The sequence below is a fragment of the Shimia sp. R9_1 genome, assembly GCF_017743775.1.
Lineage (GTDB): Bacteria > Pseudomonadota > Alphaproteobacteria > Rhodobacterales > Rhodobacteraceae > Shimia.
Window position 1 is genome coordinate 242,486 of the sequence record NZ_JAGHRN010000004.1, and the last position, 26,173, is coordinate 268,658.

Annotated in this window: 30 protein-coding genes; 15 read left to right on the forward strand and 15 right to left on the reverse strand. The window is 61.0% G+C overall.

The window, feature by feature from the left end:
* Positions 1-316: 316 nt before the first annotated feature.
* The 3 genes from J7399_RS14490 to J7399_RS14500 form a co-directional block, all read right to left on the reverse strand.
* Positions 317-796 (reverse strand): RDD family protein, encoded by a 480-nt coding sequence (locus tag J7399_RS14490; protein ID WP_247742902.1) that lies wholly within the window; start codon positions 794-796, stop codon positions 317-319.
* Positions 797-896: 100 nt separating this feature from the next.
* Positions 897-1,322 carry a DUF2852 domain-containing protein gene (locus tag J7399_RS14495; RefSeq protein ID WP_209063475.1) on the reverse strand — a complete coding sequence of 142 codons (426 nt, stop codon included), beginning with the start codon at positions 1,320-1,322 and terminating at the stop codon, positions 897-899.
* A 175-nt stretch (positions 1,323-1,497) separates the two neighbouring features.
* Positions 1,498-1,965, reverse strand: a complete 468-nt coding sequence (locus J7399_RS14500; protein WP_209087089.1) for a YbaK/EbsC family protein — start codon at positions 1,963-1,965, stop codon at positions 1,498-1,500.
* Between the two features lie 56 nt (positions 1,966-2,021).
* Here J7399_RS14500 and J7399_RS14505 point away from each other — a divergent pair, with 56 nt between their 5' ends.
* The 6 genes from J7399_RS14505 (at position 2,022) to J7399_RS14530 (ending at position 8,297) form a co-directional block, all read left to right on the forward strand.
* Positions 2,022-2,408, forward strand: coding sequence for a nuclear transport factor 2 family protein (locus tag J7399_RS14505; protein ID WP_209079278.1), 387 nt, complete (start codon positions 2,022-2,024; stop codon positions 2,406-2,408).
* Between the two features lie 131 nt (positions 2,409-2,539).
* Complete coding sequence (locus J7399_RS14510) at positions 2,540-5,338, forward strand: glutamine-synthetase adenylyltransferase (RefSeq protein ID WP_209087090.1); 2,799 nt, start codon at positions 2,540-2,542, stop codon at positions 5,336-5,338.
* Position 5,339: 1 nt separating this feature from the next.
* Positions 5,340-5,612 carry a hypothetical protein gene (locus tag J7399_RS14515; protein WP_209079276.1) on the forward strand — a complete coding sequence of 91 codons (273 nt, stop codon included), beginning with the start codon at positions 5,340-5,342 and terminating at the stop codon, positions 5,610-5,612.
* A gap of 173 nt (positions 5,613-5,785) precedes the next feature.
* Entirely contained in the window at positions 5,786-6,460 is a 675-nt protein-coding gene (locus J7399_RS14520) for a DUF6778 family protein (protein WP_247742903.1), read from the forward strand.
* A 46-nt stretch (positions 6,461-6,506) separates the two neighbouring features.
* On the forward strand, positions 6,507-7,727 hold the full coding sequence (locus J7399_RS14525) for a class I SAM-dependent rRNA methyltransferase (RefSeq protein WP_209087091.1): 1,221 nt from the start codon (positions 6,507-6,509) through the stop codon (positions 7,725-7,727).
* Between the two features lie 24 nt (positions 7,728-7,751).
* Positions 7,752-8,297, forward strand: coding sequence for a PIN domain-containing protein (locus tag J7399_RS14530; RefSeq protein WP_348539472.1), 546 nt, complete (start codon positions 7,752-7,754; stop codon positions 8,295-8,297).
* 75 nt (positions 8,298-8,372) lie between these two features.
* On the opposite strand, the gene J7399_RS14535 is transcribed toward J7399_RS14530, so the two are convergent.
* On the reverse strand, positions 8,373-9,065 hold the full coding sequence (locus tag J7399_RS14535) for a M48 family metallopeptidase (RefSeq protein ID WP_209087327.1): 693 nt from the start codon (positions 9,063-9,065) through the stop codon (positions 8,373-8,375).
* A gap of 107 nt (positions 9,066-9,172) precedes the next feature.
* On the opposite strand from J7399_RS14535, the gene J7399_RS14540 reads away from it, so the two are divergent.
* Entirely contained in the window at positions 9,173-9,661 is a 489-nt protein-coding gene (locus J7399_RS14540) for a GFA family protein (protein WP_209087092.1), read from the forward strand.
* A 25-nt stretch (positions 9,662-9,686) separates the two neighbouring features.
* Here J7399_RS14540 and J7399_RS14545 read toward each other — a convergent pair whose 3' ends face one another.
* The 5 genes from J7399_RS14545 to J7399_RS14565 all read right to left on the reverse strand — a co-directional run bounded on the left by J7399_RS14545 (position 9,687) and on the right by J7399_RS14565 (position 13,965).
* On the reverse strand, positions 9,687-10,871 hold the full coding sequence (locus tag J7399_RS14545) for a VWA domain-containing protein (protein WP_209063461.1): 1,185 nt from the start codon (positions 10,869-10,871) through the stop codon (positions 9,687-9,689).
* Positions 10,872-10,877: 6 nt separating this feature from the next.
* Positions 10,878-11,045, reverse strand: a complete 168-nt coding sequence (locus J7399_RS14550; RefSeq protein ID WP_209063459.1) for a hypothetical protein — start codon at positions 11,043-11,045, stop codon at positions 10,878-10,880.
* 6 nt (positions 11,046-11,051) lie between these two features.
* Entirely contained in the window at positions 11,052-12,428 is a 1,377-nt protein-coding gene (locus tag J7399_RS14555; protein WP_209087094.1) for a DUF2927 domain-containing protein, read from the reverse strand.
* Positions 12,428-12,892: a GNAT family N-acetyltransferase gene (locus J7399_RS14560; protein WP_209079271.1), complete on the reverse strand. Its 465-nt coding sequence runs from the start codon at positions 12,890-12,892 to the stop codon at positions 12,428-12,430. Before J7399_RS14560 ends, J7399_RS14555 begins: the two co-directional genes overlap by 1 nt.
* 233 nt (positions 12,893-13,125) lie before the next feature.
* Positions 13,126-13,965, reverse strand: coding sequence for a MoxR family ATPase (locus J7399_RS14565; protein ID WP_209087097.1), 840 nt, complete (start codon positions 13,963-13,965; stop codon positions 13,126-13,128).
* A 184-nt stretch (positions 13,966-14,149) separates the two neighbouring features.
* On the opposite strand from J7399_RS14565, the gene dksA reads away from it, so the two are divergent.
* The 5 genes from dksA (at position 14,150) to J7399_RS14590 (ending at position 18,491) form a co-directional block, all read left to right on the forward strand.
* Positions 14,150-14,572: an RNA polymerase-binding protein DksA gene (gene dksA, locus J7399_RS14570; RefSeq protein ID WP_209063450.1), complete on the forward strand. Its 423-nt coding sequence runs from the start codon at positions 14,150-14,152 to the stop codon at positions 14,570-14,572.
* 74 nt (positions 14,573-14,646) lie between these two features.
* Positions 14,647-15,828, forward strand: coding sequence for an FAD-dependent monooxygenase (locus J7399_RS14575; protein WP_209087099.1), 1,182 nt, complete (start codon positions 14,647-14,649; stop codon positions 15,826-15,828).
* Positions 15,829-15,968: 140 nt separating this feature from the next.
* Positions 15,969-17,459 (forward strand): glycerol kinase GlpK, encoded by a 1,491-nt coding sequence (gene glpK / locus J7399_RS14580; RefSeq protein ID WP_209087101.1) that lies wholly within the window; start codon positions 15,969-15,971, stop codon positions 17,457-17,459.
* A 68-nt stretch (positions 17,460-17,527) separates the two neighbouring features.
* Positions 17,528-18,055, forward strand: a complete 528-nt coding sequence (locus J7399_RS14585) for an alkylphosphonate utilization protein (protein WP_209087104.1) — start codon at positions 17,528-17,530, stop codon at positions 18,053-18,055.
* A gap of 100 nt (positions 18,056-18,155) precedes the next feature.
* The gene (locus tag J7399_RS14590; protein WP_209087105.1) at positions 18,156-18,491 is read left to right on the forward strand and encodes a VOC family protein; all 336 of its coding nucleotides are present in this window, start codon (positions 18,156-18,158) and stop codon (positions 18,489-18,491) included.
* Between the two features lie 23 nt (positions 18,492-18,514).
* On the opposite strand, the gene dtd is transcribed toward J7399_RS14590, so the two are convergent.
* From dtd to metF, 3 genes are all read right to left on the reverse strand, one after another.
* Positions 18,515-18,949 carry a D-aminoacyl-tRNA deacylase gene (dtd, locus tag J7399_RS14595; RefSeq protein ID WP_209079265.1) on the reverse strand — a complete coding sequence of 145 codons (435 nt, stop codon included), beginning with the start codon at positions 18,947-18,949 and terminating at the stop codon, positions 18,515-18,517.
* Between the two features lie 149 nt (positions 18,950-19,098).
* Positions 19,099-19,593 (reverse strand): PaaI family thioesterase, encoded by a 495-nt coding sequence (locus J7399_RS14600; protein WP_209079264.1) that lies wholly within the window; start codon positions 19,591-19,593, stop codon positions 19,099-19,101.
* 70 nt (positions 19,594-19,663) lie between these two features.
* A complete protein-coding gene (gene metF, locus J7399_RS14605; protein WP_209087106.1) occupies positions 19,664-20,530 on the reverse strand; it encodes a methylenetetrahydrofolate reductase [NAD(P)H] in 867 nt (288 codons plus the stop codon).
* A 98-nt stretch (positions 20,531-20,628) separates the two neighbouring features.
* Between metF and J7399_RS14610 the strand changes: the two genes are divergently transcribed.
* Both J7399_RS14610 and J7399_RS14615 read left to right on the forward strand, forming a co-directional pair.
* Positions 20,629-21,534: a LysR family transcriptional regulator gene (locus J7399_RS14610; RefSeq protein WP_209079417.1), complete on the forward strand. Its 906-nt coding sequence runs from the start codon at positions 20,629-20,631 to the stop codon at positions 21,532-21,534.
* Positions 21,535-21,701: 167 nt separating this feature from the next.
* Positions 21,702-22,736, forward strand: a complete 1,035-nt coding sequence (locus J7399_RS14615; RefSeq protein ID WP_209087107.1) for a Hint domain-containing protein — start codon at positions 21,702-21,704, stop codon at positions 22,734-22,736.
* 220 nt (positions 22,737-22,956) lie between these two features.
* Here J7399_RS14615 and J7399_RS14620 read toward each other — a convergent pair whose 3' ends face one another.
* The gene (locus tag J7399_RS14620) at positions 22,957-23,997 is read right to left on the reverse strand and encodes an NADP-dependent oxidoreductase (RefSeq protein ID WP_209087108.1); all 1,041 of its coding nucleotides are present in this window, start codon (positions 23,995-23,997) and stop codon (positions 22,957-22,959) included.
* Between the two features lie 184 nt (positions 23,998-24,181).
* On the opposite strand from J7399_RS14620, the gene J7399_RS14625 reads away from it, so the two are divergent.
* Complete coding sequence (locus J7399_RS14625; protein WP_209063431.1) at positions 24,182-24,973, forward strand: inositol monophosphatase family protein; 792 nt, start codon at positions 24,182-24,184, stop codon at positions 24,971-24,973.
* 71 nt (positions 24,974-25,044) lie between these two features.
* Here J7399_RS14625 and J7399_RS14630 read toward each other — a convergent pair whose 3' ends face one another.
* Together J7399_RS14630 and J7399_RS14635 are read right to left on the reverse strand one after the other, a co-directional pair.
* The gene (locus J7399_RS14630) at positions 25,045-25,425 is read right to left on the reverse strand and encodes a GFA family protein (RefSeq protein WP_209087109.1); all 381 of its coding nucleotides are present in this window, start codon (positions 25,423-25,425) and stop codon (positions 25,045-25,047) included.
* A complete protein-coding gene (locus tag J7399_RS14635) occupies positions 25,422-26,168 on the reverse strand; it encodes a rhomboid family intramembrane serine protease (RefSeq protein ID WP_209087110.1) in 747 nt (248 codons plus the stop codon). The genes J7399_RS14630 and J7399_RS14635 overlap by 4 nt, the downstream gene beginning before the upstream one ends.
* Positions 26,169-26,173: the final 5 nt, after the last annotated feature.

A 26,173-nucleotide genomic window follows, 5' to 3' on the forward strand; every position in this document is an offset into this window, starting at 1 on the left:
GAGCGGTCCGTCGGGCTGCATCGGCTTCAAGGCAAGGTTGTCGGCACGATCATCGCTTTCTTGGTTTACCTGCTATCAACTCTCTGAAGGCAGTGCTTCGTTTTTCATCCTGCGGCGGTACTCGTTATGGCAACGTGCATCCAAAAGAAGCCATTGGAACAGTCGCAGCAAAAGTCCGTTTTGTCCGCAAAGCGGGCATTCTCAGGTCTAAAGGCGCCGCCATATTCCCAAAGAAATTCGCGCCTGCTCAACCAGCCATTGAGCTACCCAAAGCCCAATTCTCCCCTCACAGCGCCGAGCGCCCTCACACCTCAGCTCAGTACCGCGCCGCCCGGTTGATCAGGACAGACCCCATCACGTGATCGGTCAAACCCTGTTTGCGCGCGGTGGTGATCATCAGCACAATCGAAATGATCTGCAGGATCGGAAAGGCCACCGAAATGGTGAAACCCAGCGTGTGCAGGAAGGCCGCGCCAAGGCCAAAGCGCGCGCCGTCAGACTGGTGCAGTTCAATCGACATCAGGCGCATGCCCCAGGTGGCAGAGCCGGTGGCGATGGTCACCACACGGTAGGCAAACCCAAAGACAAACAGCAGCGCGCCAAAAAACAGGAGCCCGGTGAAGGCGGTGAACGGCAGCACCAGCACACAGAGCACAAAGATCACGGCGGTGTCGATCAACCAGGCCAGAAGCCGTTTGAAGGTCACATCCTCATAAAACTCCGCCTGAGTGTCAGGATCGGGCAGGGCATAGCTGCGGGTGTTGGCGTTGTGTTGTGACATATCGTACTGGGTCATGACCCTCTCTCCGGGGTGAACATCAATAACAGGCTACTTCAAAACAGCAGCGCGGAAGAAGCCTCCCGCGCCACGATTTTTTAGGATTGCCAAAGCGCGCTTACGCGTCTTCGGTTTCCTGCTTGGCATTGGCCGCTTTGGTGGCGCGCTCGTCCATGAACTGGTCAAACTCTGCCTTGTCCTTGGCCGCACGCAGACGCTCAAGGAATTCCTCAAAGCTCTTCTGCTCGTCTTCCAGACGACGCAGGGTCTCGTCCCGGTAGGAGTCAAAGGCGCTGTTGCCGGTTGGGGTCATCACATGCATCCGACGCGAGCAACTGCGGCTGCGGTGAGATTTCTTGAACATATCCTTGCTCCAGATCATGTAAAACAGAAGGGCCAGGCCAATCGGCCAGAAGAACACAAAACCAAGCACCATGGCGGCGATCCAGGCACCTTTGCCTTTGCTGTCAAGCCATGCCTCGCTTTTGCCAAACCAGCCAAGATGGCGCGTGTCAGCGGAATATGCGGTTGCGGCAGGGGTCATTTGGGTCTCCGAAGTTGGTGTTTCTAGCTACGCTGTGGCGGGGTATGTAAATCCCTTTCACATTACCTAGATTGGCACTGCGGGCCTCTAATGCAAGCGCAAATGTGAATAGTTTTTACATTTTCGACTTATGTGGCTGATTTTGGTTGGATTTTTTATCAGAATGAAGTTTGGATCAGCTGCTGAAGGCGCTGATTTCCGCGCCGGTCAGCTCTTGTAACACCTGCGGCGCAAGGCAAAACACATGGTTGGGCGTGCCTGCGGCGGCCCAGATCTCCTCAAATCCCATCAGATGCGCATCCATAAAACTGCGGATCGGGGAGAGATGGCCCAAAGGGCTGACCCCACCGATGGCAAAACCGGTCTGGCTGCGCACCACAGCGGCATCCGCGCGCGCAAGCGGGCCACCGGCCAGCGCTGCGGCGGCCTCAAGATCGACCTGCCGCCCGCCAGCGGTCAGAAACAGCACCACATCGCCGCTGTCTTGCAGCTGAAAGACAATGGATTTGGCAATCTGATCCACATGACACCCTACCGCCGCGGCGGCCATCTCTGCGGTGCGCGCGCCCTCTGTTTCGCGGATGTCGATGGCGGCACCTGCGGCTTCCAGCGCGGCGCGTACCCGTTTCAGACTTTTGCTCATGACAGGCCCCTCTCGTTTGGGTTGATTTCTAGCGCAGCTCGGCGCAGCTTGTCATCATGAGAGCAGAGGATATCCAGAAAGACGCGCTTCTGGCGCTGGAAACCCGCGTGTGGACAGCCCTGGTGCAGGGCGACGCTGCGGCAGATGGCGCGCTTTTGACGGCGGATTTTCTCGGGGTGTACTCCGATGGCTTTGGCGACAAGGCGGATCACACCGGCCAGCTGGCCCATGGCGCCACTGTGGTGGATTTTCGCCTCAGCGACGTCAAGCTGCGCCAGATCTGCGAAGACGCGGCCCTTCTGATCTACCGCGCGGATTATCTGCGCGTGGGCGGCGCGGATTGGGAAGCCATGCTGATCAGCTCGCTTTGGGAGAGGCGTGACGGGGAATGGCGCAACAGCTTCAGCCAGGACACCCCGCTGACCGGCTATACTCATCCTTAAGGCCCGCGCCTAAGCGCTTCTCATTCTTAAAATATCCCGGGGTAGCCACATCGCAGATGTGGCAGGGGCAGCGCCCCTTTTGCCATCACGCCGCATTGACCTTCGCGGCGTGCGGGTTTCAAAGTCCCCCCATGACGTTTGCATCCCAAATCACCCGCCTGCCACATGCTTATGACGCTGACCTCGGGGCGGAGGCCTGCGCCGCTGTGCCGGGCCTGTCCGGCGATCTGGCCAAGCTGATCACCGGCACCGCAGGCTCGAGCCCCTATCTCAAAGGTCTGATCCACAAAGAGGCGGACTGGCTGCCCGAAGCGCTCACGGATGCGGATGCGGCGCTGGCACAGCTGTTTGCCACCTTGAAAGAAAGCGCACCGGATCAGCGGCCAACGGCGCTGCGCGCGGGCAAGCGCAAGGTGGCGCTGCTGACCGCTTTGGCCGATCTCTCCGGAGCGTGGTCTCTGGAAAAGGTCACCGGCACCTTGACCGAGTTTGCCGATCTGGCCAGCCAGTTGGCGATGGAAGCCACCATCGGTGCAGAAATCCGGCGCGGCAAGCTGCCCGGCGCCACCGAAGACGATATTCCCACGGCGGGCGGCATGGTCACCCTGGCGATGGGGAAAATGGGCGCGCATGAGCTGAACTACAGTTCCGACATTGATCTCATCTGCCTGTTTGATGAGACTCGCTTTGATCCAGATGATTATCACGATGCCCGCGCCAGCTTCATCCGCGCGACCCGCAAAATGGCGGCGATGCTGAATGATCTGACCGGCGAAGCCTATGTCTTCCGCACCGATCTGCGCCTGCGGCCCGATCCGGCGGTGACACCGGTCTGCATCGCCATGGAAACGGCAGAGCGCTATTATGAAAGCCTCGGTCGCACATGGGAGCGCGCCGCCTATATCAAGGCGCGCCCCTCCGCTGGCGATCTCGACGCCGGGGCGCGTTTTCTGAAAACCCTCACGCCATTTGTGTGGCGGCGGCATCTGGATTTTGCCGCCATTCAGGACGCCCATGACATGCGCCTGCGCATTCGCGAGCACAAAGGCCTTGGCGGGGAGATCACGCTGGACGGTCATGACATGAAACTGGGCCGCGGCGGCATCCGCGAGATTGAGTTCTTTACCCAGACCCGTCAGCTCATCGCCGGGGGGCGCGATCCTTATCTGCGTGACCGCCATACGGTGCCGGGGCTGCGCAAGCTGGCCTCCAAGGGCTGGGTGCCCGATGAGGTGGCCGAGGGGCTGTCTGATCACTACCGCTTCCACCGCGAGGTCGAGCACCGGGTGCAGATGGTGGCGGATGCCCAGACCCACCGCCTGCCCAAAGGGGCCGAAGGCTGGGGCCGCATTGCCGGGCTTATGGGGCGCGATATCGACGATCTTCAGGCCGAGCTGCGCGCCCGCCTGACCGAAGTGCATGACATGACCGAAGGCTTCTTTGCGCCGGATGCCTGTGCGCCGGAGGCGGTCAGCGATCACAGCTTTGATCCGGATGTCTTGGGCCGCTGGCAGACCTATCCGGCCTTTCGCAGCGCGCGGGCAACGGAGATCTGGGGGCGGTTGCGACCGGAAATCCTGCGGCGTCTGGCGCAGAGCCCACGGCCTGATGAGGCGCTGCTGGCGCTTGATGGTTTTCTGCGCGGCTTGCCGGCTGGCGTGCAGCTGTTCTCGCTGTTTGAGGCCAACCCGCAGCTGATTGATCTGCTGATTGATATCGTCGGCACCGCACCGGCGCTGGCGCAGCACCTGTCGCGCAATTCCGGCGTGTTTGATGCTGTGATCGGCGGCGGCTTCTTTGCGCCCTGGCCGGGCAAGGCGGCGCTGTCAGAGGAGCTGGCAGAGCGGCTGGCGCAGGAAAATGACTATGAAACCCAGCTCGACACCACCCGCCGTTGGGCCAAGGAATGGCAGTTCCGCATCGGTGTGCATCACCTGCGCGGGCTGATCGGGGCCGAGGAGGCCGGACAGCATTATGCCGATCTGGCAGATGCGGTGCTCGCGGCGCTCTGGCAGCCGGTGGCCGATCAATTTGCCGCCAAGCACGGCCCGATGCCGGGACGTGGCGCGATGGTTCTGGGCATGGGCTCGCTTGGCGCGCGCCGTCTCAATGCCACTTCTGATCTGGATCTCATCGTGATCTATGACGCCGATGGGGTGGAGGCCTCTGAGGGGCGCCGTCCGCTGGCAGCGCGGCCTTATTATGCGCGCTTCACGCAGGCGCTGGTGACCGCGCTCAGCGCCCCCATGGCGCAGGGGCGGCTTTATGAGGTCGACATGCGGCTGCGCCCCTCTGGCACCCAAGGGCCTGTGGCCACCTCACTGGCATCGTTTCAGAACTATCAGCAAAATGAGGCCTGGACCTGGGAGCACCTCGCGCTCACCCGCGCGCGGCCAGTGACCGGCGCGCCCGAGCTGATGGTAGAGGTCGAAGCCTTCCGCCAGGAGGTGCTGAGTGCGCCCAAAGTACCGGAGACGGTGGCGCAGGACGTGGCAGACATGCGTGCGCGCATCGCCGCAGCCAAAGCGCCGGATGGACCGTGGGATGCCAAGATCGGGGCAGGTCGCCTGCAGGATATTGAGCTCTTGAGTCAGGCAGGCGCGCTTCTGGCGGGCAGCCCGCGCCGCGCGGTCACGCAGGGCCTGCAGGCCGGTGTCGCAATTGGATGGCTGAACGGCGACATTGTGACAGAGCTGGCCAGCACCTATCGGCTTTGTTGGCAGGTGCAGCTTGCCTCCAAACTGCTGTCTGGCCAGACCATTGATCCGGATCAGATCGGCGAGGGCGGGCGCGCATTCCTGTTGCGCGAAACCGGCGCGGCAGACATAGAGGCGTTGCAGACGCGGCTGAGTGAGGCCTGCGCCCGCGCGGCGGCGGCGATCACAGCGGCGCTGGCGGACACAAGTGAGATCGCCAAAAGGGAGGCGTGAGATGGATCTTTCAGAGTTTGACCCCAAGGGGCTGATCCGGGAAAGCTACCGGATCGAGGGAATCCAGCTGCCTGAATGCCGCTCGATCTTTCTGGATTGGGCGCTGTCTCTGCCGGTGGGCGCAGACACGCAGGTTGCGATTGAAGCGCTGCGCAAGGCCTATGGCACAGATCATCCGGACCACCCGATGACCGAAGTTCTGAAAGACGGTCAGGTGCAGATGAGCGGCACCCCGCGCCGCCGCGGCGGCTGGCGCAGCCGCGAGCGTGGCTGAAGCGCGCCCAGGCAAATCCACCCACATCGCGCGGGGGAAATGCACGGCTCAGAGGGCTTTGACAATTTTATTCAATTCCCTCGAATCGTCCTGAGCGCGCCCCAATCGCGCCCCAATTGCCGCGCATCTTGATTGACATACAGAACAGGCGAAATCCGCCGAAGGAGTCGATCATGTCTATAAAGCGTGTGTTTGCAGCAATGGTTTTGGGACTGGGTGTCAGCGCCTGTGCGTCCGTGGATACCGCGAGCCGGAACGCGCCGTTTGACGTGCCTCCCACCGAGATCGCAGCGCCTGCGCCGTCTTATCAGATGGCCGGCTTTGAGGTTTCCGTGCCGCGCAGCCTGCGGGTGTCTGAGGCCAATATGTATTACCCCGGCGGTGACATTGTCTGGCGCGGGGATGGCTATGGCGACCGCTACAAACAGGTTCAGGCGATCTTTGAAGAAGGGCTGCGCATTGGCGGCGGCCCGCTGGAAGGCGCCCGTCCGGTTTCGGTGCAGATCGAAGTCACCCGCTTTCACGCGCTGACCGAAAAAACCCGCTACACCGTGGGTGGCGTACATTCCATCGAGTTTGTCATGACCATTGTGGACGCCCAGACCGGCACCGTGCTGCGCGGGCCCAAGCCGATCAAGGCAAGCCTTGTGGGCTATGGCGGTCAGAAAGCCGTTGCGGCTGAGGCCCGTGGCCTGACGCAGAAATACCGCATCACCCAGCATCTGGCCTATGTGCTGCGCGAAGAACTGACCAAAGCGGAAGGCTTTGTGCCGCCCTCACGTGGCGCAACCAAGACCATCACGCCGTTGTCCCCGGTTGGCGGAGAGCAGGTGGCACAGCTGAACTGATCCGTCAGGGCTTTTCACATCCCACAGAACACAGTAGGAGGGCGGCATGTCTATGCCGTCCTCTTCTGTTTCCGCCACCGGTGATCTGCCGGTTGTCCGCCTCAAGCCCAAAGCCAATGCGCGCGCAATCCGTCATGGCTTTCCCTGGGTCTATGACAATGAGCTGGTGACCGACCGACGCACCAAAGCGCTGACACCTGGCACCCTGGCCATTCTGGAAGACGACAACCGCGCGCCCATCGGGCTGGTGGCCACCAACAGCCAGAGCAAGATCTTCTGCCGGATGTTGGATCGCGATGTCACAACCGTGGTCGATCAGGCGTGGTTTGAGGCCAAATTTGCCTATGCGTTGGCGATGCGGGAGCGGCTTTACGACACGCCATATTACCGTTTGATCCATGCCGAAGCGGACGGGCTGCCCGGTGTGGTGGTGGACCGTTTTGGCGACACCGCCGTGATCCAGCCCAATGCCGCCTGGGCCGATGCGCGCCTGGACATGATGGTCGCGGCCTTGGCCAAGGTCACTGGCGTCAGCACCATCCTGATGAACGGCTCCGGCCGTGCGCGCAGCCTTGAAGGGCTGGAAGAGCACAGCGCCGTGATGCTGGGCACAGCCCCTGAGGCACCGGTGCCGGTGGTGATGAACGGCGCCACTTATATGGCGGATCTGACCGGCGGGCAGAAAACCGGGCTTTTCTACGATCAACGTCCCAACCACGGATTTGTCGCCGGGCTTTGCAAAGATGCAAAAGTGCTGGATGTGTTTTCCCACGTCGGGGGCTTCTCATTGGCCGCGCTTGCGGGCGGTGCTTCTGAGGCCATGGCGGTGGACGGCTCTGCCGCGGCATTGGAGCTGGCACGGGCCGGAGCCGCGGCCGCGGGCGTGGCAGCGCGTTTCTCCACCCGCAAGGGGGATGCTTTTGAAGTGCTGACCGCTTTGGCAGAAGAAGGCGCGCAGTTTGATGTGGTGATCTGTGATCCACCGGCCTTTGCACCGTCAAAACCTGCGCTGGAAAAAGGTCTGCGGGCCTATGAACGTGTGGCGCGATTGGCCGCGCCTCTGGTGGCAGAAGGCGGCTATCTGGGCCTCTGTTCTTGCTCTCATGCCGCCGATGTGGCGCGCTTCCGTGGGGCAAGCCTGCGCGGGATTGGCCGGGCAGGGCGTCAGGCACAGCTTCTGCACACCGGCTTTGCCGGGCCGGATCACCCGCTGATGCCGCAGCTCGCGGAAAGCGGCTATCTCAAATCCCTGATCTTCCGCCTGTGAGGCGCGCGCAGTGAGGTTCCTACTGTGAAGCGGCTCTTGCTTGACGCCTGCGTGCTTTACCCCACGGTGATGCGCGAGGTGCTGCTTGGCGTGGCCAAAACCGGCGCCTTTGAGCCACAATGGTCAGCCCGCATTTTGGAAGAATGGGCGCGGGCCGCGCGCAAGATCGGCCCCACCGGCGAAGCGCAGGCGCGCAGCGAGATTGCCCTGATCCGCGCCGACTGGCCCAAGGCAGAGGTCGCATGGCCCCAAGGTTTGCAGGACCGTCTCACTCTGCCCGATGAAAACGACACCCATGTGCTGGCCGCAGCGATTGCAGGCTCTGCAGATGCGATTGTGACGATGAACGTGAAAGACTTCCCGCGTCATATTTTGGCCGAGGAAGGCGTCGCGCGTCTCGGGCCGGATGAGCTGCTGCGCAAGTGCTGGGAAGACGATCCCGACGGTGTGGCGCAGGTCTGTGAAACCGTGCGGCAAGAGGCCGAGCGGCTCAGCGGGGAGGCTTGGGAGATGCGCGGGCTTTTGAAGAAAGCGCGGTTGCCCAAATTGGCGAAAGCGGTGAGCCTTTAGGGCAGGCAAGGGCGCTGCCCTCGTCACAACGGAGTTGTGACTTCACCCGGGATATTTGCCGAATGAGAAGCGCGCTCAGGCTTTTGTGAGGCCCCAGTCGGTCTCAAGTTTCTCGATGGCCTTGATGCGCTCTTCGGTCTTTGGGTGGCTCAGCAGCCAGGCGGGCACACTGGCACCGCGCGCGCCGGTCAGGTGGCTGAGCTTTTCAAACAGCGCTTTTTGCGGGGCGGTGCCAATGCCGGATTTCACCAGCAGGGCAGCGGCATAGGCATCGGCCTCAAACTCATCAGAGCGGGACAGCCGCGCCATCAGCAGCGACAGCGCTGCGCCGGAGATCACCGCGCCCAGCCCGGGCAGAAAGCGGTTGAGCACCATGGCGAGCGCGGTGCGCAGGGCGTTCTGGCCGGAAAAGTCGATCATGCGGCGGCGCGAATGGCCCAAGGCCACATGGCCCAGCTCATGGGCGATCACGCTGGCCATCTCCTCCGCGCTGACCGCGCCTTGACGGTAGCGTTCATAAAAACCGCGGGTGAGGTAGATTTTGCCATCCGGTGCCGCAAGGCCGTTGACCGGCTCGATTTCGTAGATGTGCACGCGGATGCGCGAGAGATCGAGCGCCTTGGCCATATCCTTGATCAGCGGCGTCAGACGCGGGTCGGCCAGTTCCGTGGAGCGCGCCTTGAGCTCCTTGGCGGTGCGCCATGCGGAGAACTTGAAGGACACAAGACCCATGATCAGGGCCAGCAGGATGGGCATGAATTTGATCATGCAGAAGATATGGGGCGCAGAGGGCATGCGCGCAAGCGGCAAAGCGCCCCTTACGTCGTCCGGATGTGGCGTTGACGGGGAAAGCGCGGCGCGCTTAAGGTGACGTCATGCAAGAGATCAAGACAAGTTGTGGTTGTGGCGCGGCCGGGGTTTCCATCCGCGTTGCCCCACGTGTGCGCTTTCGCTGCCATTGCAGCAAATGCCAGTCGGTTTACCGCGCGGCCTATGCCGATGCGCTGATGTTTCGCCGGGGGCAGGTGAAGCCTCTTGATCCGGCCAAGCTCAAGTGGATCCGCACAAAATCGCCTTCGCCGCTGGTGCGGGGGGTATGCCGGGCTTGTGAGGCACCTGTGGTCGCGCATCTGTTTGGCGGCGTGAGCATTGTGCCCGCTGCGACTTTACCTGATGCTTCAAGTGGTGCAGGCGCGTCTATCGCGCTGCCTGAGGTGGCCTGTGACATCTACTATGACACGCGGGTGCAGGATCTCTCTGACGCGGCCCCCAAATATGAGGGCGCTTTGGCGGCTTATGTCGGGCTGACCCCCTCTGTCACCAAGGTGCTGGCACTGCCAGGGCGGGCGCTCTCTGCCGCTTGAGGAGGCAGGCTCAGGGGGCGGGTGGTTAGCGTGTAAGTTCCCGCATGCCGCGCTCCAACCCCTCAAGGGTCATGGGCACCATACGGTCTTCAAAGATCTCGCGGATCATGCCGATGGAATGGGTGTATTGCCAATGGCTTTCCGGCACCGGATTGATCCAGAGGTTGTCGCGCCACTGATCGCGCGCGCGCTCAAGCCAGACCTGACCGGCTTCCTGGTTCCAGTGTTCATTGGCCCCACCGGCATAGGCGATCTCGTAAGGTGACATAGAGGCGTCCCCGACAAAGATGCATTTGTAGTCCGGCCCGTAGGTGCGCAGCACCTCATGGGTGGGGGTCTGGTCGTTCCAGCGGCGCTGGTTGTTGCGCCACACGCCTTCATAAAGGCAGTTGTGGAAGTAGTAATATTCCAGATGTTTGAACTCTGCCCGCGCGGCGGAGAACAGCTCTTCCACCACTTTGATATGGGGATCCATTGAGCCGCCCACATCCAGAAACAGCAACACTTTCACAGCGTTGTGCCGCTCGGGGCGGGTTTTCACATCCAGATAGCCATGTTCTGCCGTGGCGCGGATGGTGCCGTTGAGATCCAGCTCATCGGCCGCGCCCTCACGCGCCCAGCGGCGCAGGCGTTTGAGCGCCACCTTGATGTTGCGGGTGCCAAGCTCCACCGTGTCGTCAAAATTGCGGAACTCGCGCTTGTCCCAGACTTTGACAGCGCGGCGATGACGGCTTTCTTTCTGGCCGATGCGCACGCCTTCGGGGTTGTAACCATAGGCGCCAAACGGGCTGGTGCCTGCGGTGCCGATCCATTTGTTGCCCCCCTGATGGCGGCCTTCCTGTTCCTTCAGGCGCTCCTGCAGGGTTTCCATCAGCTTGTCAAAGCCGCCCATGGCCTCGATCTCGGCCATTTCTTCCGCGCTGAGGTGTTTCTCGGCCATCTTGCGCAGCCATTCCTCGGGAATGTCCACGGCCTCCAGCACATCCTGCGCGGAAATCTCCGCCAGCCCGTCAAAGGTCATGGCAAAGGCGCGGTCAAACTTGTCGATGTTGCGCTCGTCTTTCACCATCACCGTGCGGGCGAGGTAGTAAAAGCTCTCCACGTCATAGGTGGCAAGCCCCGCGCGCAGCCCTTCCAGAAAGCCCAGAAATTCGCGCAAAGAGACCGGCACACGGGCCGCACGCAGGTTTTCAAAGAAGGGTAGAAACATGAGGTTTTACAGCGCCATACGGTGGATGATTAAAGTGACGAACAGCCCAAGCATAGCAAAAATCATTGCGTAGACACCGACATATTGCAAGATATCCAGCCGTTTGCCGCCACGTCTTTTGGCGATGGTGCCGCCCAGAATTGCGCCCAGAAGCGCTCCGATAATCACGAACATATGGTCTTATGATCCCCCTCTGATCGGGCTGAGCGTCGCGATCTCGCGCAGTTTTGCGCGCACCGCCCAGTCCGGACCAAAGCCGTAGCGTGCCCAACCCAGACTGTCCAGACGCAGGCTGGCCGCATCGTTGAACTGGCCCTCAAGGTCCAGCGCTTCGGCCTGTAGCAGCATCAGCGTGGACAGCAGGGCGGCGTTTTCATATTGCGCCGCCGGGGTGAGCTGCGGGCCGATGATGTTGAGCGCTTCGCGGCTCTGGCCGGCGCTGATGGCATAGGCCGAAAGCTGGGTGGCGACAAAGGCGCGGTGCGGCCCGAACCCTTCGGTGCTGCGATAAGCGCGGTCTGCTGCGCGGAACTGTGTCAGGGCGGCGCTGATGTCTTGGGATTGCAGCAGGCGCCCCAGCGCGTAGTGGGAAAAGCCCAGCCGGTGATCACGCCAGCCCTCAGCCTGCGCAATCGCCAGCGCCTGACGTGCGGCAACGCGGCGTCCCGCCGGTGTGGTACCCGGCCCAAGCGCGGTTTGCACCGCGTCAATCCAGCTGCGCGGTGTGGCGGGCAGGGGATTGGAGGAAAGCTGATCGCCGCGCGGGTTGATCCGGGTCAGGATCGCAGGCAGGCGGTTGGCCACCTGATTGCGGCTCATGCCATTGACCAGTGTGGGGTCATAAAACGCCCGCAGGATGGTCATGTCAAAGCCGGTCAGAACCGCGTGGATATTGTCGTCGTTAAACACGCTGTCGGGCAGGCGATAGAGATCATTGAGCGGCCCAAGCGCCTGTGCCAGCTCCTCGTGCAGACAGTCGCGGGTTTCCTGCGGGCTGGTGTCATTGGGCAGGAAGATCGCGATTTTTTCGCGTTTCTCCAGCAGGGCCCAATTGGCCGCGCCGGTGCGGCGGGCAGAGCGGTACTGGTTGAGCGAGGAGATATTTGGGACCACAAAGCAGGCCGCCTGAGGCAGGGCTTTGCGAATGTCGCGGCGGGACACGGCCTGAATGGTGATATTGGCTGTGGGCGCGCTGGTCAGGCTGATGTCGATGCGCGCCTCATTGCGCAGGCGCGACAGCAGCGCGCGCAGATCGGTCATCATCCCGGGCGGTGGCGCACCGGTGACGCGCACGGTGATCGGCCCTTCAAACCGGGTCAGCCGGTCCAGATTGCGCCCGCTCTCAAGCTCAAAGGTCAGATCCAGAAAGTCCCGTGCAATATCGCGGTTGGAGCGAGCCGGTGGCTGTGGGCGCGGGGTGGCAAAGCCTTTGACCGGGGGCAGGGTGGTGTCTGCCACCGCAGCGCGGGTGGAGGTGCCGCTCTCGCCAATCGGCGCGCAGGCCCCCAAAGCCAGGGCGCCCAAAACCGAGGCGACAGGAAGCAAAAATCGAAACATCAGGGCCTTTGATACTTAATAAACGGGGTGACCTTGCCAATGCGATCATAAAGCTGGCGGGCCGTTGTGTTAAACTCTTGGGTCAACCAATACACCGCGGGCGCGTCTTTTGCATCTGCAGCGGCATAAACCGCTTCAATCAATTTGCGCCCGACGCCGGTGCCACGCACCTCAGGGTCGGCATAGAGGTCCTGCAAATAGCAGACATTTTCGACGCGCCATGCGTGCCGATGAAACAGATAATGGGTGAGGCCGACCAGAACGCCGTCTTTCTCGGCCACCAGACAGGAGAAATCCTGCGGGTCGTCCCCCAGCAGCCGCGCGAAGGTCGAGACATAGACCTCTTCCGCCACAGAGCTTTCATAAAACGCGAGATAGGCGGTCCAGAGCCTGCGCCAGTCGTCGTGATCTGAGCGCTCAAGCGGACGAATGCGCACATCATCGGTCGCGGGGGCAGTGGTCATGGGCCTCGTTTGCTCCTTGTGGTCCGCACCTTGTGGTCTGCGCCGGTGGCGCGGTTTGGACAAGTGGTCTGCTCAGACTACGGCAAGAATAGGGACAAGGGACGTGAAATTCTGGGCCAAGCCGAAATTTTTTGAGGTCTTGCGCCTGAGGGTGTGGCTCTCAGGCGCTTTTTTGTCGTTCGCGCGCTTTGCAGCGGGCATATGCCCACGGCAATGTGCCGAGGGGCAGGTGCTTACCGTCCGGAGCGCGCCATAAAGGCCAGACGCTCAAACAAATGCACATCCTGTTCGTTTTTCAAAAGCGCGCCATGCAGCTTGGGCAGGGCGTTTGCACCGTCGCGCTTGAGGTCTTCCGGAGAGAGATCTCCCGCCAGCAGCAGCTTCAGCCAGTCAATCACCTCGGATGTGGAGGGTTTTTTCTTCAATCCGGCGGTTTCGCGGATTTCAAAAAACTGTGTCAGCGCGGTGGTCAGCAGGGACTCTTTGATGCCCGGATGGTGCACTTCAACGATCTTTTTCAGGGTCTCCACGTCCGGGAAGCGGATGTAGTGGAAAAAGCAGCGGCGCAGGAAGGCGTCAGGCAGTTCTTTTTCGTTGTTGGAGGTGATGATGATGATCGGGCGGTGCTTGGCGGTGACGGTTTCCCCGGTCTCATAGACGTGGAAAGCCATCTTATCGAGTTCTTGCAGCAGGTCGTTGGGGAATTCGATGTCGGCTTTGTCGATCTCATCAATCAACAGCACAACTTTCTCATCGCTCTCAAAGGCTTCCCAGAGTTTGCCGCGCTTGATGTAGTTGGAGATGTCGTGCACCCGTTCATCTCCAAGTTGACTGTCGCGCAGGCGGGACACGGCGTCATATTCGTAGAGACCCTGCTGCGCCTTGGTGGTGGATTTCACGTTCCACTCGATCATTTTCAGACCCAGTCCACGGGCCACCTGCAGCGCCAGTTCGGTCTTGCCGGTGCCTGGCTCACCCTTAACGAGCAAAGGGCGCTCGAGCGCGACCGCAGCATTTACCGCCACGGTCAGATCGTCGGTGGCCACATAGTCTTTGGTGCCTGAAAACTGCATAAAATTTCTCCGCCCGTTCGCCAATTTTTCGCTGAACCCTATCGTGAACATATTTTGTCCGCAATGTGCCATTATGAGGTAGTGACATTCCCGCTCCAAGGGAGTATTTGCAGGCATTAGAGAAGGGGGTGGCATGTCTGACTTGAATAGCACCACGGACGTTGACCACGGTAAGGGAGCACAAATGAAAGCAGAAACTTTCCTGCCGGATGACTATCGTCCCGCAGAGGATGAGCCGTTCATGAATGACCGGCAGACTGAGTACTTCCGTCGTAAATTGCTGAACTGGAAAGAAGAGCTTCTGGCCGGCAGCCGCGACACCATTGAGGGCCTGCAAGACAGCACACGCAACATTCCTGATGTTGCCGACCGCGCAAGCGAAGAAACCGACCGCGCCTTGGAATTGCGCACCCGGGACCGCCAGCGCAAACTTGTTCTGAAAATCGACAGCGCCCTGCGCCGCATTGATGAAGGCGAATACGGCTACTGCGAAGTGACCGGCGAGCCGATTTCCCTGCGTCGTCTGGATGCCCGTCCGATTGCGACCATGAGCCTTGAGGCGCAAGAACGGCACGAGCGCCGCGAAAAAGTACACCGCGACGACTGATTTTTTTTGAATTGCGGAAAAAAAACAGCACGTCGGGGCTTTTGCCCCGGCGTTTTTTTGTAGATACCGCCGCAATGAATTTGAGTGAACAGAAAGTTTGCGTCATTGGCGCCGGGATTGGCGGGCTGACGGCGGCTCTGGTTTTGCGTCAGCTTGGCGCCCGCGTGTGCGTGCTGGAGCAGGCCGAGGCGATCAAAGAGGTCGGCGCCGGTTTGCAGATCAGCCCCAATGGTCTGGCGGTGCTGCGCGCCCTGGGGCTCGACAAACATCTTGAGGCACGCGCCGTGCAGGCGCAGGCGGTGGAGCTGCGGGATTACGCCGCCGGACGTCTGGTTGCCAATCTGGATCTGTCGCTGATCAAAGCAGGCTCGCCGTATCATTTCGTTCACCGCGCCGATCTGATTGATCTGCTGGCACAGGCGGTGCGGGCGGCAGGCGTGAAGGTGCTGCTGCTGCAAAAGGTCGACACGGTGCATCCCGGTGCAAACGGGGAGCGCGCCCGTGTGGTGATGGCCAATGGCTCTGAAATGCGCGCAGACCTTGTTGTTGGCGGCGACGGGCTGCATTCGCGGCTGCGCGGCGTGATCAACGGCACGATTGCGCCCTTCTTCACCCGTCAGGTCGCCTGGCGCGCCACGGTGCCCAACACCATGGGACATGGCAATCTGGTGCAGGTCCACATGGGCCCACACCGCCATGTGGTCAGCTATCCGCTGCGCGGCGGCACCATGGTCAATCTGGTGGCGGTGCAGGAACAGATGGGCTGGGCCGAGGAAGGCTGGCACCATGTGGATGCGCCGGACAATCTGCGCAGCGCCTTTGCTGATTTTGGTGGAGATGTGCCGCGGATCATGGCCGAGGTGAAAGAGGTTGGCCGCTGGGGCCTGTTCCGCCATCCGGTTGCGCCCCGCTGGCATCAGGACAACTGCGCCCTTCTGGGGGATGCGGCCCATCCAACGCTGCCCTTCATGGCGCAGGGCGCGGTGATGGCGATGGAAGATGCCTGGGTGCTGGGCGATGCCATCCAGAAAGCCGACACTATTCCCGAAGCGCTCACCGCCTATCAGAGCCGTCGTGAAGCGCGGGTGAAGCGGATTGTCGACACCGCCAGCGGCAATGCGTGGAAATACCACCTCGCCAACCGGCCACTGCGAATGGCAGCGCATATGGGCATGCGCATGGCAACCCGTTTTGCGTCGCAAAAGCTGATGGGACAGTTTGACTGGATCTACAGCCATGATGTGACCAAGGGCTAGAGCTGCTGACCCTTCCCATCTGATCTGCCGCAACTGTCTACGAAAAAAATAGTAGGTTGACGCGGCGCGGGTTATCTTGCTGATTGCGGTAACAGAATGCGCGGCCTAATGTGCCCGCCAAGACCAGCAGGGAGGCCGTCATGACACATATTCTCGCCATCGATCAGGGCACCACATCCAGCCGTGCGATCGTCTTTGACGGCGACATCCGCCCCGGCGCCAGTGCGCAGGTGGAATTCACCCAGCACTTCCCGCAATCGGGCTGGGTGGAGCATGATCCGTCCGACATCTGGACCACCACGCTCAGCACCTGCAAAGAGGCGCTCAGTTCTGCGGGCCTCAACGCCGCAGATGTGGCCGCCATCGGCATCACCAACCAGCGCGAAACCACGCTTGTGTGGAACAAACACACCGGCGAGGCGGTCTATAACGCCATCGTCTGGCAAGACCGCCGCACCGCCGCCATCTGCGACGAGTTGAAAGCCGCAGGCCATGCCGATCTGGTGCAGCGCACCACCGGCCTGCTGCTCGATCCCTATTTCTCCGGCACTAAGATCAAATGGATTCTGGACACCGTCGAAGGCGCGCGCGCGGCTGCAGAGGCGGGCGATCTGCTCTTTGGCACCGTGGACAGCTACCTGATCTGGAAGCTCACCGGCGGCAAGGTCCATGCGACAGACGCCACCAACGCCGCCCGCACCCTGATCTATGACATTCACCAAGGCGCATGGAGCGCGGAGATCTGCGAGATCCTTGGCATTCCCATGTCCATGCTGCCAGAGGTCAAAGACTGCGCCGCCGATTTTGGCGCAACCGATGCCGAGATCTTTGGCGCGCCCATCCCGATCCGGGGTGTTGCGGGCGATCAACAGGCCGCCACTATCGGGCAGGCCTGTTTTGAGGCTGGCATGTTGAAATCCACCTATGGCACCGGCTGTTTTGCCCTGCTGAACACTGGCGACACGCCCGTGACCTCGCAAAACCGCCTGCTGACCACCGTGGCCTATCAGCTCGACGGCAAGCCCACCTATGCGCTGGAAGGCGCGATCTTCATCGCCGGTGCTGTGGTGCAATGGCTGCGCGACGGGCTGGGTATCATCGAGGATGCCGCCGCCACCTCCGGTCTGGCCGAAGCCGCAGATCCGGGGCAGGAGCTCATCATGGTGCCCGCCTTCACCGGCCTAGGCGCGCCTTACTGGAGCCCGCAGGCCCGCGGCGCGGTCTTTGGTCTCACCCGTGGCTCCGGCCCGGCAGAATTCTCCCGCGCCGCTCTGGAAAGCGTCGGCTTTCAGACCCGCGACCTGCTCGAAGCCATGCAGGCGGATTTTGACTTCTCCGGCGACACCGTGCTGCGCGTCGATGGCGGCATGACCGCCTCGGACTGGACCATGCAGTTCCTCTCTGACGTGCTGGGCGCGCCGGTGGACCGCCCCGTGGTGGCCGAAAGCACCGCCAAAGGCGTGGCTTGGCTCGCGGGCATGCAGGTTGGCGTCTATCCCGATATGGCAGGCTTTGCCGCCACTTGGGAAAAAGAGCGCGAATTCACCCCGGCCAAAGATCAGGATTGGCGCGACGGGCGTTATGCAGGCTGGAAGAAAGCGATTGACGCCACCTTGTCGATGACCGATTGAGCGGGCCTCACACACCGATCCGCACGGCCCCGTCTGTGCCCCGCCTTTGACCTGTCAGGAGGCCCCAAATGTCAGAAACCTGTGTGCTCTGCGGAGCCTCCGAAACCCTCGCGCCCATCGCTGTTGCGCCGGAAGACACCACTGTCACCCTCTGCGCCACCTGCGCAGACGGCGTTCAGAACGGCCCCAAAGACGCGCCCCACTGGCAATGCCTGCATGACACGATCTGGAGCGAGACCCCGGCTGTACAAGTCGTCGCGTGGCGTCTGCTCAACGGCCTCACCGAAGCCCCATGGGCCCGCGATCTGCTGGACATCGCCTATCTTGCGCCCGAGGTGCAGGCCTGGGCGGAGGCTGGTCTTGCCGCTGAGGACGGGGAAACGGTCATTCACCGCGACAGCAACGGCACAGTGCTGGCCGCCGGAGACACGGTGGTGCTGATCAAGGATCTTCCGGTCAAAGGCGCAGGCTTCACCGCCAAACGCGGCACCGCCGTGCGCAATATCTCACTCGTGGCCGACAACGCCGAGCACATCGAAGGCCGCGTCGAAAGCCAACGCATCGTGATCCTGACAAAATTCGTGAAAAAGAGCTGAGGGCAGGCGGGGGCAGGCTTCGGCTGCATAAAGTTCCGTCTTGACGGAGTGGAACAAAGTGTGAACACTTGAGGGCGTGCCGTTTAAACAGGAGACCTGGATGCCCCTCAATCTGAAAATGGACTATGTCGAATTTTACAGCGCAGAGCTGGAGGCCACCGAAGATTTCTTTGCCAAAGCCTTCGACTGGAATTTTGTGGAATACGGCCCCGACTATCGCGACATTCAAAACGCAGGGATCGGCGGCGGGATCGCGCGCAGCGCGCCTCAAGCGCCTTTGATTGTGCTGAAGGCAGTTGATCTTGAAGCTGCCTACAGCCAGATTTCCGACACAGGCGCGGAGATCACCAAAGAGATTTTTGAGTTCCCCGGGGGCAAACGGTTTGAGTTCCGCGAACCGGGTGGCACAGCCATGGCGGTCTGGTGCCCGGCGTAAGCCACCGAAAAAAAGGCGTCTTGTCAGATCTCCATCGGGATCGTCACCGGCCCATCGTTGATCAGCGAGACCTTCATATCCGCCCCAAACCGCCCGGTTTCAACCGGCACATAGGCGGCAAGCTCCTTGGCAAAGAGCTCATAAAGCCGCTTGCCCTCTTCAGGCGCGGCGGCTGTGGAAAACCCGGGCCGGTTGCCGCTGCGCGTGTCCGCAGACAGGGTGAACTGGCTCACCACCAACGCGCTGCCGCCAATATCCACCACGGATTTGTTCATCTTGCCGGCCTCATCCTGAAAGATCCGGCATTTCGCCACTTTTCCCGCCAGCTTGATCACCTGCGCCTCGGTGTCGCCCTGCATCGCACAGACCAGCACCATCACACCCGCGCCACAGGCTCCGATGACTTCTCCGTCCACGCGCACCTGCGCCTCGCTCACCCGCTGTATCACTGCTCGCATCTTTTGCCCCTTTTTGACGCCTTATTGATCCACGCAAAATGCGCCAGCGGGCAGGGCGCTGCAAGCCGCGCTTCTCATTCGCAAAATATCCCGGGTGAAGTCCCAACTTGCTTGGGACGAGGGCAGCGCCCTCCCGCGCCAAGCCGCCGTTAGCGCTTCGGCCCCGCCATCACGATACAGGTGGTGGAGCCGGTGGCATAGAGCTTGCCATCCTCAATGCCGCGGATCTCGCCATTGGCAATGCCGGTGGAGCGCCCCACATGCTGCACCTTGCCCACCGCGCGCACTTTCATGCCCACAGGGATCGAACGCAGAATGTTGATCTTATATTCCAGCGTTGTGTAGATCTGCCCCACCGCCAACGTGCTCTGCACAGCGCAGGCCATGCAGCTGTCCAGCACCGTGCCGTACCAGCCGCCATGCACCGTGCGGATCGGGTTGAGCACGCCAAACTCCGGCGCGCCTTCAAAGGTCACGCTGCCATGTTCCGCATGTGTCGGCAGAAACCCCATGGTGTCGCCAATCGGCGCACCGGGCAGAGCGCCGTCGATGATCGCCTGCATGAACTCCAGCCCGCTCATCGACAGGATGTCGTCAAAATTGGCCATCTCTTCAAGCGACTGGGCGTAGCGATGTTCCGGCATTGGGGCCTCCTCTGTGTTACTCAAAGAAGGCCGCAAGCTTTGGCTTGGCGCAAGAGCGCAGGGGCGCGGGTTACGCGACGTTTTGCAGCTTCACTTCCGGCACCACCCCAAGCGCATGACAGACATCGCGGGTCAGCTCGGGCCGGTTCAGCGTGTAAAAATGCAGCGCATCCACACCCTCATCCAACAGCTCAGAGCACATCTCGGTGCAGACCGCCGTGGCCAGCAGATCCTCACGGTCATCGCGCACCGCCTTCTCAAAGGCATTGGCCAGCCATGTGGGCACCGAGGTGCCGCAGCGCGCGGCAAATTTCTGCACGCCTTTCCAGTTCTCGATCGGCAAAACGCCTGGCAGGATCGGTGCGTCAATACCGGCTTTCACACAGGCATCGCGGAAGCGCAGGAAGGTCTCGCTTTCAAAAAAGAATTGCGTGATCGCCTCACTGGCTCCGGCATCAATCTTGCGCTTGAGCCACTCCACATTGGCGGCCATATCGGCGGCCTCCGGGTGGCTCTCAGGATAGGCGCCCACACGGATGGTGAATTTGCCGGTGGTGGCCAGCGCTTCAATCAGCTCCACGGAGGAAGTGAAGCCTTCTGGATGCGGCGTAAAGCCCGCGCTGCCTTTGGCGGGATCCCCGCGCAGCGCCACAATCTCGCGCACCCCTGCGGCGGCAAACTCTTCGGCAATGCGCAGGGTCTCGGCCTTTGAGGCCTCCACACAGGTCAGATGCGCCGCCACATTCAGGCCAGAGGATTTGTGCAGCGTCGCCACAGCGTCCCGTGTCAGATCCCGCGTGGTGCCACCGGCGCCATAGGTGACCGACACAAAGCGCGGATCCAGAGGTGCCAGGGTCTGCACCGTGTCCCACAGGCGAAAGGAAGCTTCCAAAGACTGCGGCGGGAAGAATTCAAAAGAAACTTGAGGCGTGGTCATAACGGGCATCCTGTAACTTGCTGTTGTCCTCATGTCCCATGCGTGCGATCATTACGCAAATTCATAATACTCAAGAAGGTCATGAGCTTCATATGAAGATGCACATTGAATTCCGCCACCTGCGCACCGTGCGGGCGATCCATGAATGTGGCGGATTGGCGCGCGCGGCAGATCAGCTCAATATCACGCAATCGGCATTGTCACACCAGATCAAAGGCTTGGAGGAGCAAGCTGGCGTAGAGCTCTTTGTGCGCCGCTCCAAACCGATGAAGCTCTCCGCCGCGGGCCTGCGCCTGCTGCGGCTGGCCAATCAGGTTTTGCCGGAGGTGGAAAAGCTTGAGGCGGAATTTAACGGTTTGCGCGACGGCAGCTCCGGACGGCTGCACATCGCCATTGAATGCCACGCCTGTTTTGAATGGCTCTTTCCGGTGCTGGAACAATTCCGCAAGAACTGGCCGGATGTGGATGTGGACATTCGCCCCGGATTGGCCTTTGACGCCATGCCTGCGCTGCAGAAAGAAGAGGTGGATCTTGTCGTGAGCTCTGACCCGGAAAATCTGCCCGGCGTCTCCTTCAGCCATCTCTTTGACTATGCGCCGGTCTTTGTCGCGTCCTCCCAGCATCCGCTGGCCCAGAAAGACTATGTGGAGGCCACTGATTTTCGCGGGGAAACGCTGATCACCTATCCGGTGGAGCGTTCCCGTCTGGATGTGTTCTCCCAGCTCCTGATCCCGGCGAAGGTGGAGCCCGGTGCCGTGCGTCAGGCGGAGCTGACCGCTGTGATCCTGCTGCTGGTCGCCTCAAACCGCGGTGTCTCTGTGCTACCCGACTGGGTGGTGCGCGAGGTCAAATATTCCTCCGATTATGTGACCCGCCCGCTGACCGCCGAAGGGCTCACACGCCAGCTTTTTGCCGCCACCCGTGATGAGGATTTGAGCAAGCCCTATATGCAGGACCTGATCCAAATGGCGGGCAAAGAGGCCCGCAGGTTGCAAGAAACTTAAAAAAGAGTTGATAATACATCTAAGATTTTCCCCTTTAAGAATCGCGTAAGGGGGATCAAAGAAGCGCGCACTACGTTCATCTGTGACTGGGAGGGGGCTCTGAGATCATAGGTTGGTCATGTTGCCTGGCAGCTGATTGGATCTTGGTTCGGCCCTCATATGTAAGTATGCCGACCACCTTTAATGCGCTCTCGATTGGCCAGCTGGCCGAGATTGATACGTTCGAAGGCAATTCCTTTGCCGAAAACGCCTCCGCTCTGGTGGGGCTGACTTTTGGCGGCCCCGGTGCGGCTTTGCTGAACAATTTTGTCGAAGTCTCCGCCACCGGCGGCGTTGGCGCGTTTTACGCGATGAACAACAATCCAAACGACCGCTTCCGGATTGACGGTGGCGCGCCGCAGCAGTTTGACGGCGTGGCAGTCTATAACGCCACCATCACTTATCTGGATGGCAGCACGGCGACATATTCAGCAGTGTTGTTTCAGGATGTGGACGGCAACAGCTATCTCGCACCGGAACTGACCAACAACACGGATCAGGCCACGCTGGAAGCAGGCCCGATCCAATCCATCTCGCTGGACAGTCTCGCGGCCAATCGTGCGCAGGGTCTGGCGGCCAACCGTCAGGAGTGGGATTTTGTGCCCTGCTTTGCGGCAGGTACGCCGATTGTCACCCAACAGGGCGAGCGCGCGGTGGAGACGCTGCAAGCGGGCGATATGATTTTGACACTGGATCACGGCTTTCAGCCGCTGCGCTGGATCGGTCAGCGCACGGTGGCGGCGCAAGGCGCGGTGGCCCCGGTACGTTTTGCCGCCGGAGCGCTGGGCAATGACGCGCCTTTGATGGTCTCGCCACATCACCGGATGATGCTGCGCGGCTGGCGGGTGGAAATGCACTTTGGCGAAGCCGAAGCGCTGGTGCCTGCGATCAGTCTGGTCAATGGCGACACCATCTGTCAGGTCGAGGGTGGGGAGATCACCTATGTCCACCTGATGTTTGACTGCCATGAAATTGTCTATGGCGGCGGCGTGCCAAGCGAGAGCTTCCTGCCGGGGGCGCAGGGGCTGAACGCTCTGGAGCGTTCGGTGCAGGAAGAGATCTTTGCCTTGTTCCCGGAATTGCGGGACGAGGGATTGCAGGCTTACGGCGCCGAGGCGCGGCCTTCTTTGCGGGTGCAGGAAGCGCGTCTGCTGGTGGCCTGAACGGGCGGCCTGATTGGCGCAGTACCCGCAGCCAAACATATCAAAAATCAAATGAAAAACCCCGCGCAACGCACGCAGGGTTAAGATGTTGCGGCGCTGAAAAACGCACCTACGCAATACCACCGCGATACAGACGCGATACCGACGTTCCAACACGGCGGCTTTTGGCGTTAACCAATTGCCGCCGCCACGCAACAGCGCGCGTGATTTTGGGGGCGGATCAGATCAGTTTGACGATCTGTTTGCCCTTGTTGCCGCCGGTCAGCATGGAGCGGAAGGCGGCAGGTGCATTTTCCAGCCCTTCGGCAATATCCTCCTGATAGGCGATTTTGCCAGCGGCCAGTTGCGGGCCGACTTCGCGCAGGAAATCGCCATAGCGGTCGTAGTGGTTTGAGATGATAAAACCGTTTACGGACAACTGACTAACCAGAATGGTGCGCCACAGGCGCGGGCCGGTCAGGGCCTCCATCGCCGCATCCGCCCCGAGGCCACCAGCGTTGTACCAGGAGATCATGCCACACAGCGGAATGCGCCCGGCCCGGTTCATCATCGGGAGCACCGCATCCAGCACCTTGCCGCCCACGTTTTCAAAATAGATATCAATGCCTTGCGGGCAGTGCTCCTTTAGGGCGTTGCGCAGGTCTCGGGCGGTCTCATAGGCGTGGTGGTCCAGACAGGCGTCAAAGCCGTAAGTCTCTGTTGCGGTTTGACATTTCGCCGCACCACCGGCGATGCCGACCACGCGCAGGCCGTGCAGTTTGGCGATTTGCCCAACCATGGAGCCCACAGGGCCGGTGGCGGCTGCCACAACCAGCGTTTCACCGGCCTTGGGTTTGCCGTGTTCCGTCAGGCCAAACCATCCGGTAAAGCCCGGCATGCCCATCACGCCAAGCGCTGTGGTGATCGGGGCGAGGTCGGGGTTAAGCTTTTGCATTTCCTCGCCTTTTGCCTTGCCATGGCTGGCCCAGCCAAACATTCCAAAGGCAAAATCACCCACACTGAAGTTAGGGTGGTTGGAGGCGATCACCTCGCCCACGGCACCGCCTTCCATGGTGCCGCCAATTGGCACTGGATCCGCGTAGGATTTCGCATCATCCATCCGGCCGCGCATATAGGGATCAAGCGACATATAGTGGCTGCGCACCAGCACTTCGCCGTCGCCGATTTCCGGCAAGTCTGCTGTTTCCAAACGAAAATTCTCGTCCAGCGGCGCGCCGGTCGGGCGGCTGGCCAGCACCATGCGTTGCATTTTCTCTGTCATCTGGGGTGTCCTCCGAAGCTCTGCTGTCAGCTTGCGCCCAGTGCCCTGCTCTTGCAAGCAATGGCCCCTGGCAGGCGATTTTCGTGACGCGGCGTTTCAAAAGGGGCTGCTATGCGCCCATTGGCCCTTGGCAAAAAGGGTTTGGCGGCGTATACGCCCGCTCTGAGCCAAAAGGAGCCGTGCCATGCCGGGCAGCGCAAATCTGAACATCATGATGAAGGCCGCTCGCAAAGCGGGGCGGTCACTGGTCAAAGACTTCCGCGAGGTTGAGAACCTTCAGGTGTCGATGAAAGGGGCAGGGGACTTTGTCAGCCGCGCCGACATCGCTGCCGAAAAAATCCTGAAAGAAGAGTTGCTTGGTGCGCGTCCGACCTATGGTTGGATCGCTGAGGAAGGTGGCGAGATTGCGGGCAAAGATCCGACCCGCCGCTGGATCGTGGACCCGCTGGATGGCACCACCAACTTCCTGCACGGCCTGCCGCACTGGGCGATTTCCATCGCGCTGGAGCATAAGGGCGAGATCGTTGCAGGCGTGGTGTTTGATGCCGCCAAAGACGAGATGTTTTATGCCGAGCGCGGCGAAGGTGCTTGGCTGAACGACAGCCTGCGCCTGCGTGTGTCCGGCCGTCACCGCATGATTGAATCGATCTTTGCCACTGGTTTGCCGTTTGGCGGCCGGGCTGATCTGCCGGAAACCCTGCAGGATCTGGCGCGCCTTCTGCCCGCCACCGCAGGTGTGCGCCGCTTTGGTGCTGCCTCTCTGGACCTCGCCTATGTGGCCGCTGGCCGCTACGAGGGCTTCTGGGAACGTGGTCTGCAGCCATGGGACGTCGCCGCAGGTCTGCTGATCGCCAAAGAAGCCGGTGCGCTGGTCGAGCCGGTCAATCCGGATGGCGATATGGTCGAGGACGGTGAAGTGATCGTGGCCAACGAGCCGATCTTCTCGCAGTTTGCAAAGGTCATCCGCAAGGACTGATCCACGCAACGCACGCTGCCCTAAGGCAGCTTTGATGCGCTTGAGATAATTTGAAACCTGGCCCGATTGGGTCAGGTTTTTTGTTTTGTGTCCTCATCAAGAGCGAAATTGACGCCATCAACCCAGTCAAACGGGGCATAATCGGCAGGATTCACGCCTTCGAGTGCCCCGATGTTGACGCCATAGACGTTGGGGTTTGAGCGGCGCTGGTGGTGGGTGTAAATCCCGCAGTGGCGACAGAAGTAATGCTGCGCAGTCTTTGTGCCCCAAGTGTAGTGCGACAGGCTGTCCGCGCCCTTGATGATGGCGAGATCCTCAAGCGCCACATCAACGTTTGGGGCAGCGCGGCGGCGGCAAAACGAGCAATCGCAGGAGCGTGCTTCGCTCAGGTCTTGTGCGAGGGTCACCTGTATTTCGACAGCCCCGCAATGGCAGGTCAGTTTGTGGCTCATCGGCGTCTCCTGACACGTGGAATGGAACTCTGGCTGAGACGATAGCGGGTCTCAGGGTGGGGCGGATGTCCGTGGGTGCGCTGCCAATATCGGGTGCCGCCAAGGCGGAGCCAGACCGGAATGGCCAGCACGACACCGATCACAAACCCGCCCGCATGAGCCCAATGGGCCACGCCGCCGGTTTCCGGATCACTCAGCACCCCGTTGAACAGTTGAAGGCCAAACCAGAAACACAGCATGATCCAGGCAGGAATGGTGAAGATGCGGAAAATAATGATGAGAATCAGCAGGATGTCGACGCGCGCTTTGGGGAACAGCAGGAGATAGCCACCCATCACACCGGCGATGGCACCTGAGGCCCCCACCATGGGGATGATGCTGCCAGGGTCCGCTGCGATCTGGGCGAAGCCTGCACCAAGGCCAGATAGGATGTAGAAGACGAGAAAGCCAACATGGCCCATTTCATCTTCGAGGTTGTCGCCAAAGATCCATAGAAACAGCATGTTGCCAAGCAGATGCATCCAGCCGCCGTGCAGGAACATGGAACTGAAAAGTCCATGCAGGCGCTGGCCCTCCGTGACAGCGGCGGGGATCAGCGCCCATTGATCAAAGAACAGCGCGAGACGGTAATCATCGCCCACAATTGGCTGATAACTCAGGAAGATCCCGATATTGAAGATGAGCAGCGCATAGACGACAAACGGCGTGCGGCCTGACGGATTGTGATCGCGGATAGGAAACATGCGGC